Raw genomic sequence first — 16118 nt, 5'->3', positions numbered from 1 at the left:
CCGAGAACTTGTCCGCCACCATCGGAACCATTGGTCTCATCGCCGGCACGACCCTTCAGGTGTTGCCCGTCCGCAATAGAAGGAGGAGTCATGAGCAGGGAACCGAACCACGACGATCAGCCGGACTTCGAAGCGCTGTACCGGGACGCGTCATCGGAACCGGGTGCTCCCGCGTTGATCCCCTGGGACATCGGCGGCCCACAACCGGTCGTGCAGCAGTTGGTGGCCTACGGCGCCGTGCGGGGCGAGGTGCTCGACCCCGGAACCGGCCCGGGACATCACGCGATCTACTACGCATCCAAGGGCTACTCGACCACCGGTATCGATGCGTCGCCGTCGGCGATCGAGCGGGCCAAGCGCAACGCCGAGCGCGCCGGGGTGACGGTGGACTTCGAGGTGGCCGACGCCACCAAACTCGAGGGCTTGGAGGACCGGTTCGACACCGTCGTCGACAGCGCGTTCTACCACGTGTTCCTCGACGACGAAGAAATCCAGACCCGGTACCTGCAGGCCCTGCACCGGGCCACTAGGCCGGGGGCGCGACTGTTCATGTTCGAATTCGGCCGCCACAACGTCAACGGCTTGCAGCTCGAAGGTTTGCCGGCCGAGAATTTCGACCGCGTGCTTCCCGCGGCCGGGTGGCGCCTCGACCACCTGGGAACCACCACCTACCAGGGCAATTTCAGCCCGGAGACGTTCACCTATATGACCAAGGAGATGAGCGAGGACTCCGGATGGGCCGATCGGATGAAGCCGATGCTCGAACAACTCCAGGTCATTGGGCCGTTGCTGAAAAACAATCGGGTGCACCTGCCCGTGTGGGCCGTGACCGCCACGCGCCTGGACTAGCGCTGGCCCGGCTGTCCTACGACCAGGCCCGTGACCTGCTCGACGCCGGGACCGCCGTCGACGGGCCGGGGACCGGGTGGGATCTGCACGAGCTCCGGCATTCCGTGCTCACCCATCTCGGCGAGGCCGGCGCGAGCCTGCTGGAGCTGATGGCCAAGTCCCAGTCCCACGACGAGATCCTCGCCCTCTGCGCGAAAGCCGGTGTGGTGCCGCGGATCGGCGCCGAGGGCCGCAGCGTGCAGACGGTGCTGGCACTGGTCGCGGCAGGATTCGGCGGGGCGGTGCTATCGGATTCACACCGCGCGCTGCGCCGGGTCGGAGTGATCGCCCGGCCGCTGGCCGGCACCCGGACGACACTGCGACTGGTGTGGCGCGGCGGCGACCGGAATCCGGCACTGGAACGACTGCGCGCGGTGCTGGCCGAGGTTCGTCTCGATGGCGAGCAGCCGCCCCGGTGAAGGCCCGGCCGTCGTGGAGGCGGGATACCTCCGCGCGGAATCGAATAGCGGCTACAGCGCGGGCAACGTGACGACCTGCGCGCCGAAGGCGAGACCGGCACCGAAACCGGCGAGCAGTGCGGTGCCCCCATGCAGGTGTGTACCACGTCACCCTTCGATTGTGAACGCGCACACGGTAACTCGACGTAAGAGACAACTGGGGTAACGACATTTGCGAGTTCTCGAGCCGCTCGCCGGGTTTCGCCCGCCGCCAAACCTATGTATATTAGGTTTAAACCTAATAGTCTTAGGAAGGAGTGGCTGATGTCGCCGCGGGTGGGTCTGAACGCCGAACGCATCACGCAGGCAGCCGCCGAGATGGCCGATGCCATCGGACTCGACAACGTCACGCTGGCCGCGGTCGCCAAGCACTTCGGGGTGAAGGATCCGAGCCTCTACTCGCATGTCCGGAATCTGCGGGATCTGCGCACTCGCATCGCCCTGCAGGCGGCGGTCGAGATGACCGACCGGATCGGTGTGGCGGTCCAGGGACGGGCGGGTCGCGACGCGCTGATTGCCTTCGCGAACGCCTACCGCGACTACGCCCGCGAACACCCCGGCCGCTACGACGCGACCCAGCGCAAGCTCGACATCGAGGCCATCGCCGACGCCCCGGGAGCGGTCCGCAGCGTGCAGCTCACCGAAGCCCTGCTTCGCGGCTACGACCTCGACGGCCCAGAGCTCATCGACGCGGGCCGCCTGCTGCGCAGCACCTTCCACGGTTTCGCGACGCTCGAGACCGTCGGCGGCTTCAACCACTCCCGTGAGACCGACGGGTCCTGGGCGCGCATCCTCGACGCCCTCCATCTGCTGCTGACCCAGTGGCCGACATCGAAACAGGTGACCCCGCAATGAGATCCGAGACACTACCGGTACCGGGCGCGACCATCTACTACGAGGTGCGCGGCAGCGGCCCGCTCGTGCTGTTCCTGCCCGGCGGCGGGGGCGACGCGGCCTCGGTGGACCCGATCGCCGAGGTTCTCGAGGACCGGTTCACGGTGGTTTCGCTGGATCAGCGCGGTTATTCGCGCAGTGTCCTCGACGGTCCGCAGCGGACCCAGCGGGTCGAGGTGCAGAGCGACGACGTCCACCGGCTGCTGAGCCACCTCACCGGCGAGCCCGCGCTGGTCGTCGGCGGCAGCAATGGCGCGATCGTCGGACTCGAGCTGCTGGCCCGGCATCCGGAGCAGGTGTCGCTGCTGATCGCGCACGAACCACCGTGTTTCGCCGTCCTTCCCGACGCCGCCGAACAGACCGCCATGATCGACGAGGTCTACACGCTGTTCCGCACCGAAGGCCCCGGCCCGGCGTCGATGCGCTTCCTGGCGGGCATCGGCAATGCGATGAAACCGTCTCCCATGCCCGACGAACTGCCGCCGCGCGCCGCCGAGATGTGGGCACGACTGGCGGCCAACGGCCCACTGATGCTCGAACACGAGCTGCGGGAATTCACCTCGTACCTGCCCGATTTCGCGGCGCTCGCCCCGGTGGCCGATCGACTGGTCCTGGCCGCCGGGCGCGAGACCAAGGGCTGCCTGCCGTACCGCCCCGCCGTCGAGATCGCCCGCCGGCTGGGGATCGAGGTCACCGAGTTCCCCGGCGCCCACAACGGTATGCGCACCGAGGCCCCCGAATTCGCCGCGCGACTGGGCGACATCCTGACCGCGCACCTGCGCGCCGGAGCGGCCGGACGCTGTTAGCGTCGGCACATGATCACCGGTGCGCACACCATCCTCTACGCCGAGGACGCCGACGCGGCACGGGCTTTCTTCCGCGACGTCCTCGGTCTGGCCCATGTCGACGCGAACAACGGGTGGCTCATCTTCAAGTCGCCGCCCGCCGAACTCGCCGTGCATCCCGCACAGGTCCCCGACAGCGGCAAGGCCGAGCTGTACCTCATGTGCGACGACCTGACCGCCACCGTGGCCGACCTGGGGTCTCAGGGCGTCGAATTCGCCTCGGACATCACCGATGCCGGGTGGGGCCTGCTCACCATGCTGAAGGTGCCGGGCGCGGGCCAGATCGGCCTCTACCAGCCGCGGCACGCCACGGCGTACGACCTGCCCTGAACGGCGCGCCTACGCTGTCGGTTTCCGCCACGCGGGGATCGACAGGTAGGTCGCCGCGCGCAGCAGCCACTCGACCGGGCCGTACGGGTGGGTCCGCAACCACCTTGCGCTCAGCCGGATCTGCACCAGATAGGTGGCGACCGCGAGCAGCACGACCCCGACCGGGGGCACGCGATCGGCCAGAGCCAGGCCGTATCCGGTGTAGATGAGCATCAGTACCACCGACTGCCCGATGTAGTTGGTCGCCGCCATCCGCCCGGCGGGTGCGAGCCGGCCCACCGCGCCCGCCCATCGGTAGCGGGCCAGCCACACGATGCCCGCCGCGTACCCGAGCGTCAGCAACGGATTCGCGAGTTCCTGCACCCCGTACCAGAACGACGGCAGTTCCCCGTGCAGCGTCATCAACGTCACTGTGACAGCGGAAACGGGCAGTCCCACACCGAATCCCACCGCCAGCACCCGCGGTAGCCACCGGGTCGTCCAGTCCGCGTCCTCGAACACGCGGCGCTTGCCTGCCGCCAGGCCGACCAGGAACATCCCCAGCGCCGGAATGCCCTGACCGATCCAGGTGAAGATCATGAACTTCGGGCCGAACTCCAGCTGGGCGCGCAGCGTGTCACCCGCATTGCCGGTGTAGCCATCATGCATCCGCTGCAAATCGAACACCTCGCCCAGCCCGGCCAGTCCCCCGTTGCCCGGCAGGAACGCCAGCGACGCGAACGCGAAATACAGCACGAGACCGGTGATCAGGGCTGGGCGCGGCCGAATCCAGCGCAGCGCCACGAGGATCAGGCACAGGGCGGCGTACAGGGTGAGGATGTCGCCGATCCACAGCAACAGCAGATGCGCCAGGCCGATCAGGAACAGTGCGAGGCAACGGCGCAACAGCCGGGGCGTGGCCGCGACGCCCGCACGCCCGGCGGCCGCGATCTGCAAGGTGAACGAGTACCCGAACAGGAACGCGAACAGCAGATAGAACTTGCCGAGGAAGAACCCGTCGATCAGGCCGTAGGCGAACCGGTCGAGCGTGCCGTCGAACATCGGCTGCGGATCGGCGCCCGCGCCCGGCGACGACCAGAGCATGGTCGCCACCACGGTGTTGGTGACCAGAATCCCGAACAGCGCGAATCCGCGCAGACTGTCGACCACCCCGATGCGCTGCCTCTGCGTCACACCGGCTACCTGGGTTTCGAGCTGTTCGGACATGCCTGCACGCTATTTCCGGCAGCGCCCCCGCCACATCCACCACGGCCCCGGATTCCCTATCCGACCTCCGAGGTATTGACACGCCCGGAAGTCATCCCATGGCAGGACCTCTCAGCAGGTCGATGAGCTTCGTTTCGGACAGATCGCCATGTCCTTCCGCGACCAGACGCTCGAAGATCCGCTCGGCGGTATGACCCAGGGCCGCGGGAGTGCCGACCGCATCGGCCAGTTCGACCCCGATCCGGGTGTCCTTCAGGCGCAGGGCCGCGGTAAAGGCGATATCGCGGTCGTGCACGCCGCCGATCATCTCCGCGCACATGCGGATCACCGTCGGGCTGGCCGCGCCGCCACGCGAGAGGGTGTCGGCGACGACCGCCAGGTCCAAGCCCGCGAGTTCCGCGGTGCGCAGGGCCTCGGCGGTGGCGGCGATCTGAATGGAACCGAGCAGGTTCTGGATCAGCTTGTAGCTCGTGCCCGCACCGACCTCACCGAAGTGCACGATATCGGTGCAGAGAGGTTGCAGCAGTGGGCGCGCCGCGTCGAGGTTCGCGGTGGACCCGCCGACGAACAGGGTCAGTCGCCCGGCGGCCGCCGCGTCAGGGAGCCCTGTCACCGGTGAGTCGAGATACCGAAGACCGTGGGCGGCGGCATGTTTCGCCAGCTCCAGCACCCACGGCCGGGAGACGGTCGAGAACTCCACGGCGAATGCGCCGGGCGCATACTCCCCCGCCAGCGCGCCGTCCGCCCCCAACCAGGCAGCCCGCGACGCCTCGTCGTCGGCCACCATGGCGAAGATCGCCTCGGCGTCCCGGGCGGCCTCGCGGGCCGTGGCCGCGAATGTGGCTCCCTGAGCGACGAGTTCGTCGGCCTTGGCGGCGGTCCGGTTGTAGACCACCACCTCGTGCCCGGCGGCGACCATGCGCCCCGCCATCCCCGCACCCATCCGGCCCAACCCCAGAAACGCGATCCTCACCACGAGCCGAACCCTACCCAGCCCCGGCTACCGGCCGCATCGTTCGGCCGTCGAGCGACAGGATTTCACTCAGTGCGTCGATCAGGGCGGTCCGCGGGTCGAGGGGCTGGTCGATCATGCGCCAGGAGACCACATGGTCAGGGCGAATCAGGACCGCGCCGTTCGGGCGCAGCCCGATGCCGCCGGTCCAATCGCTGTCCACCACAGGAATTCGCTGCACGGTCAAGGGAATCGCCAGTGCATCGGCTGCGGCGTGCGCGGCATCAGCCCAGTCCTCGTCCGCGGTCAGGACGGTGAGATCCTTGCCGACCAGATCCAGCGTCGACACCCGCTCTCCGTCGTGCGACACCCATCGATGCGGCAGGCGCGAGCCGGGCGTGCCGTCCAGGACCAGCGAAATGTCCTCGGTGGAAGGCAATATCGGATTCGAGCCGATGACAGCGGTGGATTCGTAGCGATAGCCCACATGCACGACGGGAGCATTGAGCACTCCAGCCCGTCGGCGAGCCGCGACGATCTCCGGGGAGTTCTCCCAGTGCAGCCGGGAATCCGGTAGCCGCAGCACGGCCTGCTCGAGCGTGGTCGCCGCGACCGGCCGCCGTTCGGCCTCGTAGCTGTCCAGCAGTCCGCGCTCGGCCCACCCGTGGTGGACGGCGGCGATCTTCCACGCGAGGTTGTGGGCATCGGCCACACCGGTATTCAGTCCGAAAGCACCCAGCGGAGGCACCGTGTGGGCGGCATCGCCCACGAGGAAGACCCGACCGGACCGGAACCGCTCGGCCAGCTGTCCACGCGGCCGCCAGGGCAGCACGCTGACCACCTCGGCTTCGACGCCCGGGTCACCGACCGCCGCCCGGATCAGCCCCACACACCGGGCATCGGGGAATCCCCCGTCCGAATCATCGGCGGGCACATGGAGAATCCACTCGCCGGAACCGTCCACGGTGACAAGCAGGCCGGAGACGTCCGGGTTTTCGATCGTGCAGGTCGCGAAAGAGCGGCCCCCGGTATACGGGGTGAGGTCAGCGCGAAACAGCATGCTGATCATGGGCGTTCCCAAGGGTCCGGGCCCCTCGAGCTCGATATCGAGTAGGCCGCGAACATCACTCCGCGCCCCGTCCGCGCCGATCAGATAGTCGGCTCGCACGAGGGAGCCATCGGACAACACCGCGCGCACGCCGTCGTCGTCCTGCGTGAACGATTCCAGTCGCGTCGAATACCGCACCACCGCACCGCGTTCCCGCGCGGCGGGCAGCAGCACCGAGTCCAGCCGGTGCTGCGGGCACGTACCCCGCACCAGCGCCGGACTCGAATCGTCCGTGCGTGAGGTGGCAGCCGCCGTGCCCGCGAGATCGGTTGCGGCGAAGTCGGCCTCGGCCAGTGTGCGCGCGTAGACCTTGCCGAGCCCGGCGCGCATATCGATGCTCACTGCGTTGACCGCGTCTTCGAGCCCTTCGGCGCGCAGCATCTCCATGGTTCGCCGCGACAGCCCGGTGGCGCGCGGATGTGGTGACGGGCCGGGCTGTGCCTCGACCACGAGCGTCGGAATGCCGTGCCCGGACAGGAAGACGGCGGCGGCGAGTCCGACCGTGCCTCCCCCGGCGATCAGGACCGGAACTCGGTGTTCGGTCATTGCGAAACTCCTTATGGATACGCTGTAGCCGTAGTGGATACACCGTAACCGCAGTGCTAGGCTCAGCGCAATGGCGGAGTGAGGCGCGAGAATCCGGACAGGAGCGCGATGACGAACGAGAACCCGATGCTGGTCTGGAGCAAGGAGCGCCCGGAGCCGGCCCGCCGCGCGCCGAGCGTCGACCGCATCGTCGACACCGCCCTGACCCTCGCCGACACCGAGGGACTCGACGCGGTATCCATGCGCCGCATCGCCACCGAACTCGGCTCCGGCACCGCCTCGCTCTACCGCTACATCACCGACCGTGGCGAACTACTCGACCTCATGATCGACGCCGCCCAGGCCGAAATCCCCCCACCGGCCCTCACGGGTGATGCCCGCGCCGACCTCGCGGCGGTCGCCCACCACTTCCGGGATCTCCTGCTCCGCCATCATTGGCTGGGCCGCGTCCTGTCCGGCCGACCCGCCCTGGGCCCGAATGCCCTGCGCCGCTTCGATATCGCCATGGCCGCGGCCTTGGAGCTCACCGACGACATCACGCTGGCCGCCAATATCGTCGACACGGTGCTGTCCTACGTCGCCGGCGCCGCCATCCAGGAACTGTCCGAGATTCGCGCCCAACGGCGCACCGGACTCACCGAGGACCAGTGGCGCGAGGCGGTCGGCCCCTACCTCCGGACCGCCATCGCCACCGGCGACTACCCCCATTTCGCCCGCCGCATCCGCGACGCCGAAGACCCCACTCCCGACCAGACATTCGCCTTCGGTCTGTCCTGCGTCCTCGAAGGCGTCCTGGCAACCGCGCGAGCCGCCTCGGACTAGGCCTGTCTCGGCATGTGGGGTCCAGTTGAGCGGAAACTGGCGCTAGAGAGTGCTGGTGGCCGAAACACTTTGCTGTGGCGGTCAGCTCGCTGGATCGGCGGGTACCCCACCGCGCTCACCGCCGTCGGCACCGCCGTGCGACTCCGCCACATCCTCATCACCGAGGTTCTCCGCCCCGACGGGACGCGCCCGGCCCCCGGCGAGCCGGACTTCGCGGCAGCTCACCGGATCGAGCCTCACCACCTCGTGGTGTGGGCGGGACGGTGGTACCTCATCGCCTACGACCTCGAAGACCACCACTGGCGAGTACACCGGGTGGACCGACTGCACCCGCGGCCCACCACCCGCGGCTTCGCACCCCGCGAACTCCCCGGCGGCGACCTCGCGCATTTCGTCATGAGCAGCCACGACCGCGGCGACACCCCCGCAGCCTGGCAATGCACCGGCAGCGCACGCCTCAACCTGCCCGCCCACATCGTGGCCCGCTGGGCACCCGGCGGCTCCGTCGTCGAACACCTCGACGCCGACCACTGCCGCCTCACCCTCGGGGCCTGGTCCTGGGCCGGCATCGCCGGAATCCTCGCCACCTTCGACACCGACCTCACCGACCTGCACCCACCAGAACTCCTTCACGCCTGCCACCACATCGCGCACCGGTCTGCTGATTCGCGGTGAACGGGTCGTAGCGGAACTGGTCGGTGTGCAGATACCAGTAGGCCGTCTGGATCATCTGCCGCGGCGGGCGCGTCCAGTCCAGCGCATTGGCCACCTGTGCCCACCCGGTCACCGGGCGGCACTTCTCCTGGCCGACATAATGCGCCCAGCCACCGCCGTTCACGCCCTGACACCCGGTCAGCGTGGTGAGGGCGAGGAAGGCGCGGTACATGGTGTCGGAGTGGAACCAGTGGTTGGTGCCCGCACCCAGCAGGATCATGGACCGGCCGCGCGATTCCTCGGCGTTGGCGGCGAATTCGCGTCCGATCCGGGCGGCCTGCTCGGCCGGGACGCCGGTGATGGTCTCCTGCCAGGCCGGGGTGCCCGGCTGCGAGGCGTCGTCGTAGCCGGTGGGCCACTCTCCCGGCCGCCCGGGCGTTCCACGCCGTAGCGGGCCAGCATCAGGTCCATGACGGTGGTGACCAGGTGGCCGCCGATGGTGCGGGCGGGCACACCGCGCCGCAGTTCGGCGACGCTGCCGTCACCGGTGTCGAAGCGCGGCAGGGTGACCGCGACCGCGCTCCGGCCGTCCATCGACAGCAGCGGTTCGATGCCACCCAGCTCCAGGTTCCACTTCCCCGCGCCCTCCTCGCCGTAGCGGAAGCCCAGAGAACCGTTGGGCACCACCGGTTTTCCGCTCTGATCCAGCAGCACCGTCTTGAACGCGGCATTGGCGTCGCCGGAGTACTCGGGCAGGTCCGAGGCGGTGAGGAACTTGCTCGGCCGGTAGCCGTCGCCGGACTTCTCCAGGCGCACCAGGAAGGGCAGGTCGGTGTATTTGCGTGCGTACTCCTCGAAGTACGGCACCTGGCGGTCGACGAAGAACTCGCGCAGGATCACGTGCCCCATCGCCATGGCCAGCGCGCCGTCGGTGCCCGGATGCGGGGCGAGCCACTCGTCGGCGAACTTCACGTTGTCGGCGTAGTCGGGGGCGATGGAGACGACCTTCTGGCCGCGGTAGCGCGCCTCCGCCATCCAGTGTGCGTCCGGGGTCCGCGTGACAGGGACATTGGAGCCCCACATGACGAGATAGCCCGCGTCCCACCAGTCTCCGGACTCGGGCACGTCGGTCTGGTCGCCGAACACCTGCGGGGAGGCCACCGGCAGGTCGGCGTAGAAGTCGTAGAACGACAGCATGCAGCTGCCGATCAAGGACATGAAGCGTGAGCCGGCGGCGAACGATGCCATGGACATGGCCGGGATCGGCGAGAATCCGGCGATGCGGTCGGGGCCGTACGCCTTCACCGTGTGCACGTGCGCCGCGGCGACGAGCTCGACAGCCTCCGCCCACGTCGCCCGCACCAGTCCACCGCGCCCGCGCACGCTCTTGTAGCGCTTGGCCAGCTCCGGATCGGAGACGATCGACTCCCATGCCAGCACCGGATCTCCGGTGCGCGCCTTGGCTTCCCGGTACAGCTCGAGCAGCACGCCGCGCACGTAGGGGTAGCGCACGCGGGTCGGCGAGTAGGTGTACCAGCTGAAGGCCGCGCCGCGCGGGCAGCCGCGGGGTTCGTACTCGGGGCGGTCCGGGCCGGTGCTGGGGTAGTCGGTGGCCTGGGTCTCCCAGGTGATGATGCCGTCCTTGACATACACCTTCCACGAGCAGGAGCCGGTGCAGTTGACGCCGTGGGTGGAGCGCACCACCTTGTCGCGGGACCAGCGGTCGCGGTAGAAGTCGTCGGCCTGCCGTCCGCCGCGCAGGTATTCGGTGCGTCCGTCGGGCGAGATCTCGGCGCGGGTGAAGAACCTGCGCGACCGGATCAGCGCCTCGGTGAGCTCACTGTCGACCACGCCGCTGCCGTTGTTGCGCGCCATCTACCTCTGCCTCTCAGCGTGACGCGGCGGCGCCCGTCGCGCGTTCCGATACCCGAGCACACGAACAATCCGAACCTACTGGCAAATCTCGGGCAATTGCAGAATTTCGCGAGGGTTAGTTATCCGAGAGAAAGACGTAGGTCGCGCGGCGGATTCGTCAGACAGTTCCGACGGTCACCGGCTGCACCCGCAGGCCGATCGCGATCTCGGAGACACCGAGCGCGACCGTCAGCAGCCCCACGGTGATCGAGAGCGGCGGCAGGGTCGTGAACGGCGCGACCGCGACGCCCACCCCCGCGGCCACGGTCGCCAGCCCGATCAGCTCCAGTCCGCCCGCGCCCGCGTACTCCTCCGACCACACCCCGACGATCGCCTGCACGATCCCCCGCAGCACCCAGCCGATCCCAATCCACAAGGACAGCAAGGCAACCCACTCGCCACCGTCGAGGGTCCACAGCGCCAGCACGAGGGAGACGACCGCGCTGAACACCTCGAGCCATTTGAGGGCGGTGTGGATCCGGGCGCCGAACGCCATCACCAATTGGAAGGCCGCCGTCGCCAGCAGCACCAGCCCGAAGAGGATCCCCGCCACCTGCCACGATTTGTCCGGCCAGACCGCCAGGACCACCCCCAGCACCACAGAGCAGCCGCCGGTGACGACCAGCGACTGCCAAGCCCAATCGGCGAAGACCTCGCTTCGCCCTTCTATCCGGTTGGCGGGCACCTATTCATGATATGGCCGATCAGTCCAGGTAACTGGATGTTTGCGTGTGCGCTCGGCGCGTCGGGGCAGTCCCGGATCAGGGAGCGCTGAGGAAGACCCCGCGTGGCGTGGTGCCGTCGGGGGCCGACCACGGCGCGTCCAGATGGCTGCGGTCACGGCCCAGCGACCGGCCCGTGGCGAGACGCCGGTGCACGCGGATCAGCTCCGCGCCCGCATTGGTGGAGCGGTCGGAGTCGAAGGCGATATCGGTCTGGGCGTCGGTGTCGATCACCGTGGGCCGGAATCCCGGTGCGGGCGTGAGGATATCGCCCGGTACCACGTGCACCGTCAGGTCGGGGGTGTCACTGGTGTTCTGATCCTGCGGGGTGGCCTTGCCGGTCAGCAGCAGGGCGGCCTGCTCGATGAACACCGGGTCGTGGGCGGCGTCGTAGAGCCAGCGCATGCCCAGCACACCGTGTTCGGAGGTACCGATCAGCGCGTGGTCCAGGCCCTCGACGCGGGCGCCGCGGTAGGTCATCGGAACCAGATACGCGACCGGCACCGGACCCGCGAGGTCGGTGACGACCATGAGTTCGATGCCGACCGCGCCGTCGGGGTCGTCGAGCCGGAATCCGCCCGACTTGACCAGGGCGGGCGTCCCGGCGCCGACGTGCCAGTGCCGGGTGGGTAGCCACGCCGTCAGCAATTCCAGTTTGGAGGGCTGCATGGTCGTCTCGTGGATCTCGGCCATAGAGCCATCCTGCCAGAGTCCGGCCGGATCGCGGCCGAACCCTTTGCGGCGGACCGATATTCGCCGATGTCAGCGCAGCTTTCGGAAGAAGTCACGCAGATCCCGGGTCAGCAGATCGGGGGTCTCCATCGAGGCGAAGTGGCCGCCGCGATCGAATTCCGACCATTGCACGACGGTGTTCTGCCGCTCGGCCAGGCCGCGAATCGTGCCGTTACCAGGGAAGACCGCGACCCCGGTCGGCACGCCGGAGTCGGGCAGCTCGGCACCCCAGTGCTGGGACTCCTTGTACAGGCGCATGGACGAACCCGCGGTGTCGGTGAACCACAGCACCGCGAGGTTGGTCAGCAACAGATCGCGGTCGATCGCCGCGTCCGGGGTCTCGCGGGTCGGATCGGTGAAGGTGTTCACCACGTCGAGCACCCATGCCAGCAGTCCCGCCGGGGAGTCGGCGACGGCCGGGGCGAGAGTCTGCGGACGGGTCGAGTGCATGCCCGCGTACCCGGAGGTCTCGCTGCTGCTCCAATCCTTCAGCCGCGCCAGCTTCTGCTGATCGGCCTCGCTGTAGCCGGAGCCGTCGTCGTTCCAGGACGGGATCGTGATGGGGTCGTTGAGGTGCACACCCGCCACCCGATCGGGCGCCAGGCGGCCGATGCCGGGAGCGATGAACGATCCGGCGTCCCCGCCGTGCGTGCCGTAGCGGGTGTAGCCCAGGGCGGTCATGAGCTTCACGATCAGCTCGGCCGACCGTTCGGTCGCGGCCTCCCCCGCGTGCCGTGTCGGCCCGGAGAAGCCGAACCCCGGCAGCGTCGGGACGACCACGTGGAAGGCGTCGGCCGGATCGCCGCCGTGCGCACGCGGATCGGTGAGCGGGCCGATCATGCCGGTGAAATCCTCGAACGGCCAGCCGTGCACCAGCACCAGCGGCAGGGCGTCCGGTTCGGGCGAGCGGACGTGCGTGAAATGCAGTCGCTGACCGTCGATTTCGGTGACGAACTGGGGATGGCGGTTGCGTTCGGCCTCGTGGACGCGCCAGTCGTAGCCGCCGCCCCAGTACTCGCACAGCTCACGCACGTAGGCGGTCGGAATGCCGTAGGACCAGCCCACCTCGGGCAGGTCGGCGGGCCAGCGGGTGCGGGCCAGGCGGGTCCGCAGATCGTCGATGTCGGAGGCCGGAATGTCGATTCGGAAGGGCTCGAAAACCGTCATGTCTCCACGGTAGGAATCAACTAGGTCAGGGGCGGTCCTAATCCGTGCGCCGATTCCGCTGCGGCGGCCCGCGTTCTAGGCTGGTACGCAAGCGTTTCAGCCGCGGCGAGGCGGCGCGACTGGAGGGAACCGGCTACGTGACCACCACCTTTCCACCCGGACCGGCCCTGCCGCCCCTCCTGCAGACCGCCATCTACACCAAATGGCGCGGACCGCTGGTCCGATCGGCCGCCCGCCGGCACGGCGACACCTTCACCCTGCATCTGGTCGCGCCGTACGCCGAGAACCTGGTCGTGTTCACCCGGCCCGAGCACATCCGCGAGATCTTCGCCGGAGACCCCGCGGATCTGCATGCCGGAGAGGGCAATCGGCTGCTGGCCGAGATCCTCGGCGAGCACTCACTGCTGATCACCGACGAGGACGAGCATGCCCGCGCGCGGCGACTGCTCATGCCCGCCTTCGTGGGGTCCTCACTGCGCGGATACCGGGCGCTGGTCGACGACATCGCGAAAACCCATGTCGACCGGTGGGTTCCGGGCGCGACCGTGCACACGCTGGACCGCATGAACGATCTGACACTCGATGTCATCATGCAGGTGGTGTTCGGTATGGCCGACGAAGCCCGCCGGGCCGCGCTGGTGCCGCGATTGCGTGAGGTCGTGAACGTCAGCCCGATCATCATGTTCGGCTGGAAGTACCCGTTCCTGGCGCGGCGCGGCATGTGGAAACGGTTCCGCGCCACCCAATCCGCCATCGACGAGCTGCTCTACCGCGAGATCGCCGAGCGCCGGGTGCAGCCGAACCTGGACGCGCGCGACGACGTGCTGTCGCGGCTGCTGGCCGCCGGATCCGGCGAGAACCCCGACGACGCGCCGCTGACCGACGCCGAACTGCGCGATCAGCTGATCACCCTGCTGCTGGCCGGGCACGAGACGACCGCGTCCGCGCTGTCCTGGACCTGCCACGAGCTGGCCGCCAATCCCGAGATCCAGACCCAGGCCCGCCGCGCGGCCCACGACGGGGACGAGAAGTACCTCGAAGCGGTGCTCAAAGAGTCGATGCGGCTGCACACGGTCATCGCGGGCACGGGCCGCAAACTCACTCGCGACCTGACCATCGGCGGATACGACCTGCCGCGGGGCACGGTCATCGCGACCTCGATCATCCTGGCGCACGAACGCGCCGAAGCCTTCCCGGACGCCGTCACGTTCCGGCCCGAACGATTCCTCGACGGATCGGTCGCACCCAACACCTGGTTGCCGTTCGGCGGCGGCGTGCGGCGGTGCATCGGAGCCGGGTTCTCACTGATGGAGGGAACAGCGGTGCTGCGGGAGATCCTCACCCGCTACCGGCTTTCGCTGCCGCAGGGCAAGACCGGGGAGCCCGTGCGGATCCGGAACATCACGCATGTTCCGGCCCACGGCGCTCCGGTCGTGGTCTCCCCGCTCCCTTAACCGCGGTCCGGGAAGTCGGGTGCTCTTCGCACGTGGGCCTGTGCCACGTACGCCGAGCACTCGTCGCATTCGCTGATGATGGCGTGGCGGCAGGCGAGCAGATGCTCGAGGAAGTGGTCGGTGGCCTCGAGCAAGGCGATGCGCTCACGAACCTCGGCGCGACGGTCGTTGATGATGGCCCGGCGATCAGTGTGCTCGCTGAGCCCCAGCTGCCGGATCTGGCTCAGCGACAGACCGGTTCGCTGCAAAGTCAGAATCGCGCGGGCGTAGTCGAGGATGTCCTCGTTGTAGCTGCGGTGACCCGATGGGCTGCGCGGCGGGGCGAGCAGGCCCACCGATTCCCAATGCCGCAGCACGTGCGTCTCCACACCGAGTGCCGCGGCGGCGTCACCGATTCTCATGTCCTGCGCTGTGGTCACGATTCTCCCCTTTACTTCATGTCGACCTTAAGTATTAGCGTTCCTTCATGTCCGATCCAGTCCGCAAGCCCACGCTCCTGCAATGCTGCACCGCCGCAATCGGTTCCCTCCACGGCGCGGTCCGGCCCAGGCCCGCCGACCAACGGTTCCTGCGCTCGATCACCGACGCGGGACTCCCCCGCGCCGAGCGCACCGTCACCGTGACGGCTCTGACCAACTTCCCGCGACCGGTGCCGACCCAGGTGGTCGTCGAAGGCGTCTCCACTCCGCGCCGCATCACCAGCGCGCTGAGCTCCTTCGTCATCCAGCACCCCGAAGCGACCTTCATCGTGGACCCGGGATTCTGCATCGACGCCGAGCATCGCGCCATCGCGCAACTGCCCGCGGTGATCCGTCCCGTCGCGCGTCCGCCGGCCGAGACCATCGCGACCGCCACCGCGCTGAAAGCCCAACCGGGCCTGCCCGCACTGGACTTCGCGCTACCCACCCATGCCCACTGGGACCACGTGTGCGGTCTGCTCGACCTGCCGGGGCTGCCCGTCCACCTGCACAGCGTCGAGCGGGACTGGGTCTTGGCCGGTCCCGTCGCGCCGGTCGGCGGCGTCCGCGACTCCCTCGTCGACCGTCCCCACCAGGAGTACGACCTCGACGGTCCCCCGATCCTCACCTTCACCCGCAGCCACGACCTCTTCGGCGACGGCAGCGTCGTCCTGGTCGACCTCGCCGGACACACCCCCGGCAGCATCGGCGTTCTCGCCCATACGACGTACGGCTGGAAACTCCTCGCCGGCGACGCCGCCTGGCACACCCTGCAAATCGACCGAATCCGTCAGAAGGCCACCTATCCGGGCGTCTTCATGGACCACGACCGCGACGCCACCTTCAGAACCCTGCACCGGCTCCACCTGGCACAACGCCTCGTTCCGGTGATCCCCACCCATGATCACGACGCCGCCCTGCTGCTGGCAGCGCCCGATGCGGAGGTCGCCGAGCCGCTACCGTGAACC

The 16118-nt window shown here is 68.7% G+C and carries 16 protein-coding genes and 1 pseudogene; 9 read left to right on the top strand and 8 right to left on the bottom strand.

Translation table 11 applies throughout. The features are described from left to right. Positions 1 to 90 precede the first annotated feature (90 nt). From ACQP06_RS17800 to ACQP06_RS17780, 5 genes are all read left to right on the top strand, one after another. Complete coding sequence (locus tag ACQP06_RS17800; protein WP_357289534.1) at positions 91 to 849, top strand: class I SAM-dependent methyltransferase; 759 nt, start codon at positions 91 to 93, stop codon at positions 847 to 849. Continuing rightward, positions 819 to 1307, top strand: a complete 489-nt coding sequence (locus tag ACQP06_RS17795; protein WP_433665674.1) for a LysR substrate-binding domain-containing protein — start codon at positions 819 to 821, stop codon at positions 1305 to 1307. The genes ACQP06_RS17800 and ACQP06_RS17795 overlap by 31 nt, the downstream gene beginning before the upstream one ends. Before the next feature lie 303 nt (positions 1308 to 1610). After that, positions 1611 to 2201 (top strand): TetR/AcrR family transcriptional regulator, encoded by a 591-nt coding sequence (locus ACQP06_RS17790; RefSeq protein WP_433665673.1) that lies wholly within the window; start codon positions 1611 to 1613, stop codon positions 2199 to 2201. After that, positions 2198 to 3046, top strand: a complete 849-nt coding sequence (locus tag ACQP06_RS17785) for an alpha/beta fold hydrolase (RefSeq protein WP_433665672.1) — start codon at positions 2198 to 2200, stop codon at positions 3044 to 3046. The genes ACQP06_RS17790 and ACQP06_RS17785 overlap by 4 nt, the downstream gene beginning before the upstream one ends. Positions 3047 to 3055: 9 nt before the next feature. Beyond that, positions 3056 to 3415 carry a VOC family protein gene (locus ACQP06_RS17780; RefSeq protein ID WP_433665671.1) on the top strand — a complete coding sequence of 120 codons (360 nt, stop codon included), beginning with the start codon at positions 3056 to 3058 and terminating at the stop codon, positions 3413 to 3415. A 9-nt stretch (positions 3416 to 3424) separates the two neighbouring features. On the opposite strand, the gene ACQP06_RS17775 is transcribed toward ACQP06_RS17780, so the two are convergent. From ACQP06_RS17775 to ACQP06_RS17765, 3 genes are all read right to left on the bottom strand, one after another. Next, on the bottom strand, positions 3425 to 4621 hold the full coding sequence (locus ACQP06_RS17775; RefSeq protein ID WP_433665670.1) for a DUF418 domain-containing protein: 1197 nt from the start codon (positions 4619 to 4621) through the stop codon (positions 3425 to 3427). Positions 4622 to 4712: 91 nt separating this feature from the next. Beyond that, positions 4713 to 5597, bottom strand: coding sequence for an NAD(P)-dependent oxidoreductase (locus tag ACQP06_RS17770; RefSeq protein ID WP_433665669.1), 885 nt, complete (start codon positions 5595 to 5597; stop codon positions 4713 to 4715). A 10-nt stretch (positions 5598 to 5607) separates the two neighbouring features. Continuing rightward, entirely contained in the window at positions 5608 to 7227 is a 1620-nt protein-coding gene (locus ACQP06_RS17765; RefSeq protein ID WP_433665668.1) for an FAD-dependent monooxygenase, read from the bottom strand. 108 nt (positions 7228 to 7335) lie between these two features. Here ACQP06_RS17765 and ACQP06_RS17760 point away from each other — a divergent pair, with 108 nt between their 5' ends. Both ACQP06_RS17760 and ACQP06_RS17755 read left to right on the top strand, forming a co-directional pair. Then, positions 7336 to 8049 (top strand): TetR/AcrR family transcriptional regulator, encoded by a 714-nt coding sequence (locus ACQP06_RS17760; protein WP_433665667.1) that lies wholly within the window; start codon positions 7336 to 7338, stop codon positions 8047 to 8049. 12 nt (positions 8050 to 8061) lie between these two features. After that, complete coding sequence (locus ACQP06_RS17755; protein ID WP_433665666.1) at positions 8062 to 8724, top strand: helix-turn-helix transcriptional regulator; 663 nt, start codon at positions 8062 to 8064, stop codon at positions 8722 to 8724. Here the strand turns inward: ACQP06_RS17755 and ACQP06_RS17750 are convergent. From ACQP06_RS17750 to ACQP06_RS17735, 4 genes and pseudogenes are all read right to left on the bottom strand, one after another. Next, positions 8675 to 10578, bottom strand: a pseudogene (locus ACQP06_RS17750) (molybdopterin-dependent oxidoreductase); the annotation flags it as partial. The gene ACQP06_RS17755 and the pseudogene ACQP06_RS17750 overlap by 50 nt on opposite strands. Positions 10579 to 10735: 157 nt before the next feature. Next, entirely contained in the window at positions 10736 to 11302 is a 567-nt protein-coding gene (locus ACQP06_RS17745; RefSeq protein ID WP_357276595.1) for a DUF308 domain-containing protein, read from the bottom strand. 76 nt (positions 11303 to 11378) lie between these two features. Continuing rightward, entirely contained in the window at positions 11379 to 12032 is a 654-nt protein-coding gene (locus ACQP06_RS17740) for a maltokinase N-terminal cap-like domain-containing protein (RefSeq protein WP_433665665.1), read from the bottom strand. A gap of 69 nt (positions 12033 to 12101) precedes the next feature. Further along, the gene (locus ACQP06_RS17735; protein ID WP_433665664.1) at positions 12102 to 13238 is read right to left on the bottom strand and encodes an epoxide hydrolase family protein; all 1137 of its coding nucleotides are present in this window, start codon (positions 13236 to 13238) and stop codon (positions 12102 to 12104) included. A gap of 137 nt (positions 13239 to 13375) precedes the next feature. On the opposite strand from ACQP06_RS17735, the gene ACQP06_RS17730 reads away from it, so the two are divergent. Continuing rightward, the gene (locus tag ACQP06_RS17730; protein WP_433665663.1) at positions 13376 to 14692 is read left to right on the top strand and encodes a cytochrome P450; all 1317 of its coding nucleotides are present in this window, start codon (positions 13376 to 13378) and stop codon (positions 14690 to 14692) included. Here the strand turns inward: ACQP06_RS17730 and ACQP06_RS17725 are convergent. Beyond that, positions 14689 to 15111, bottom strand: coding sequence for a MerR family transcriptional regulator (locus tag ACQP06_RS17725; protein ID WP_379099373.1), 423 nt, complete (start codon positions 15109 to 15111; stop codon positions 14689 to 14691). The two genes, ACQP06_RS17730 and ACQP06_RS17725, sit on opposite strands and share 4 nt — an antisense overlap. A gap of 47 nt (positions 15112 to 15158) precedes the next feature. On the opposite strand from ACQP06_RS17725, the gene ACQP06_RS17720 reads away from it, so the two are divergent. Then, positions 15159 to 16115, top strand: coding sequence for an MBL fold metallo-hydrolase (locus ACQP06_RS17720; protein WP_433665662.1), 957 nt, complete (start codon positions 15159 to 15161; stop codon positions 16113 to 16115). Positions 16116 to 16118 lie beyond the last annotated feature (3 nt).

The sequence above is a fragment of the Nocardia sp. CA-136227 genome, from assembly GCF_050955695.1.
Classification (GTDB): Bacteria; Actinomycetota; Actinomycetes; order Mycobacteriales; family Mycobacteriaceae; genus Nocardia.
The sequence above is the reverse complement of the archived record's forward strand: the minus strand, read 5'-3'. Positions and strand labels throughout refer to the sequence as shown.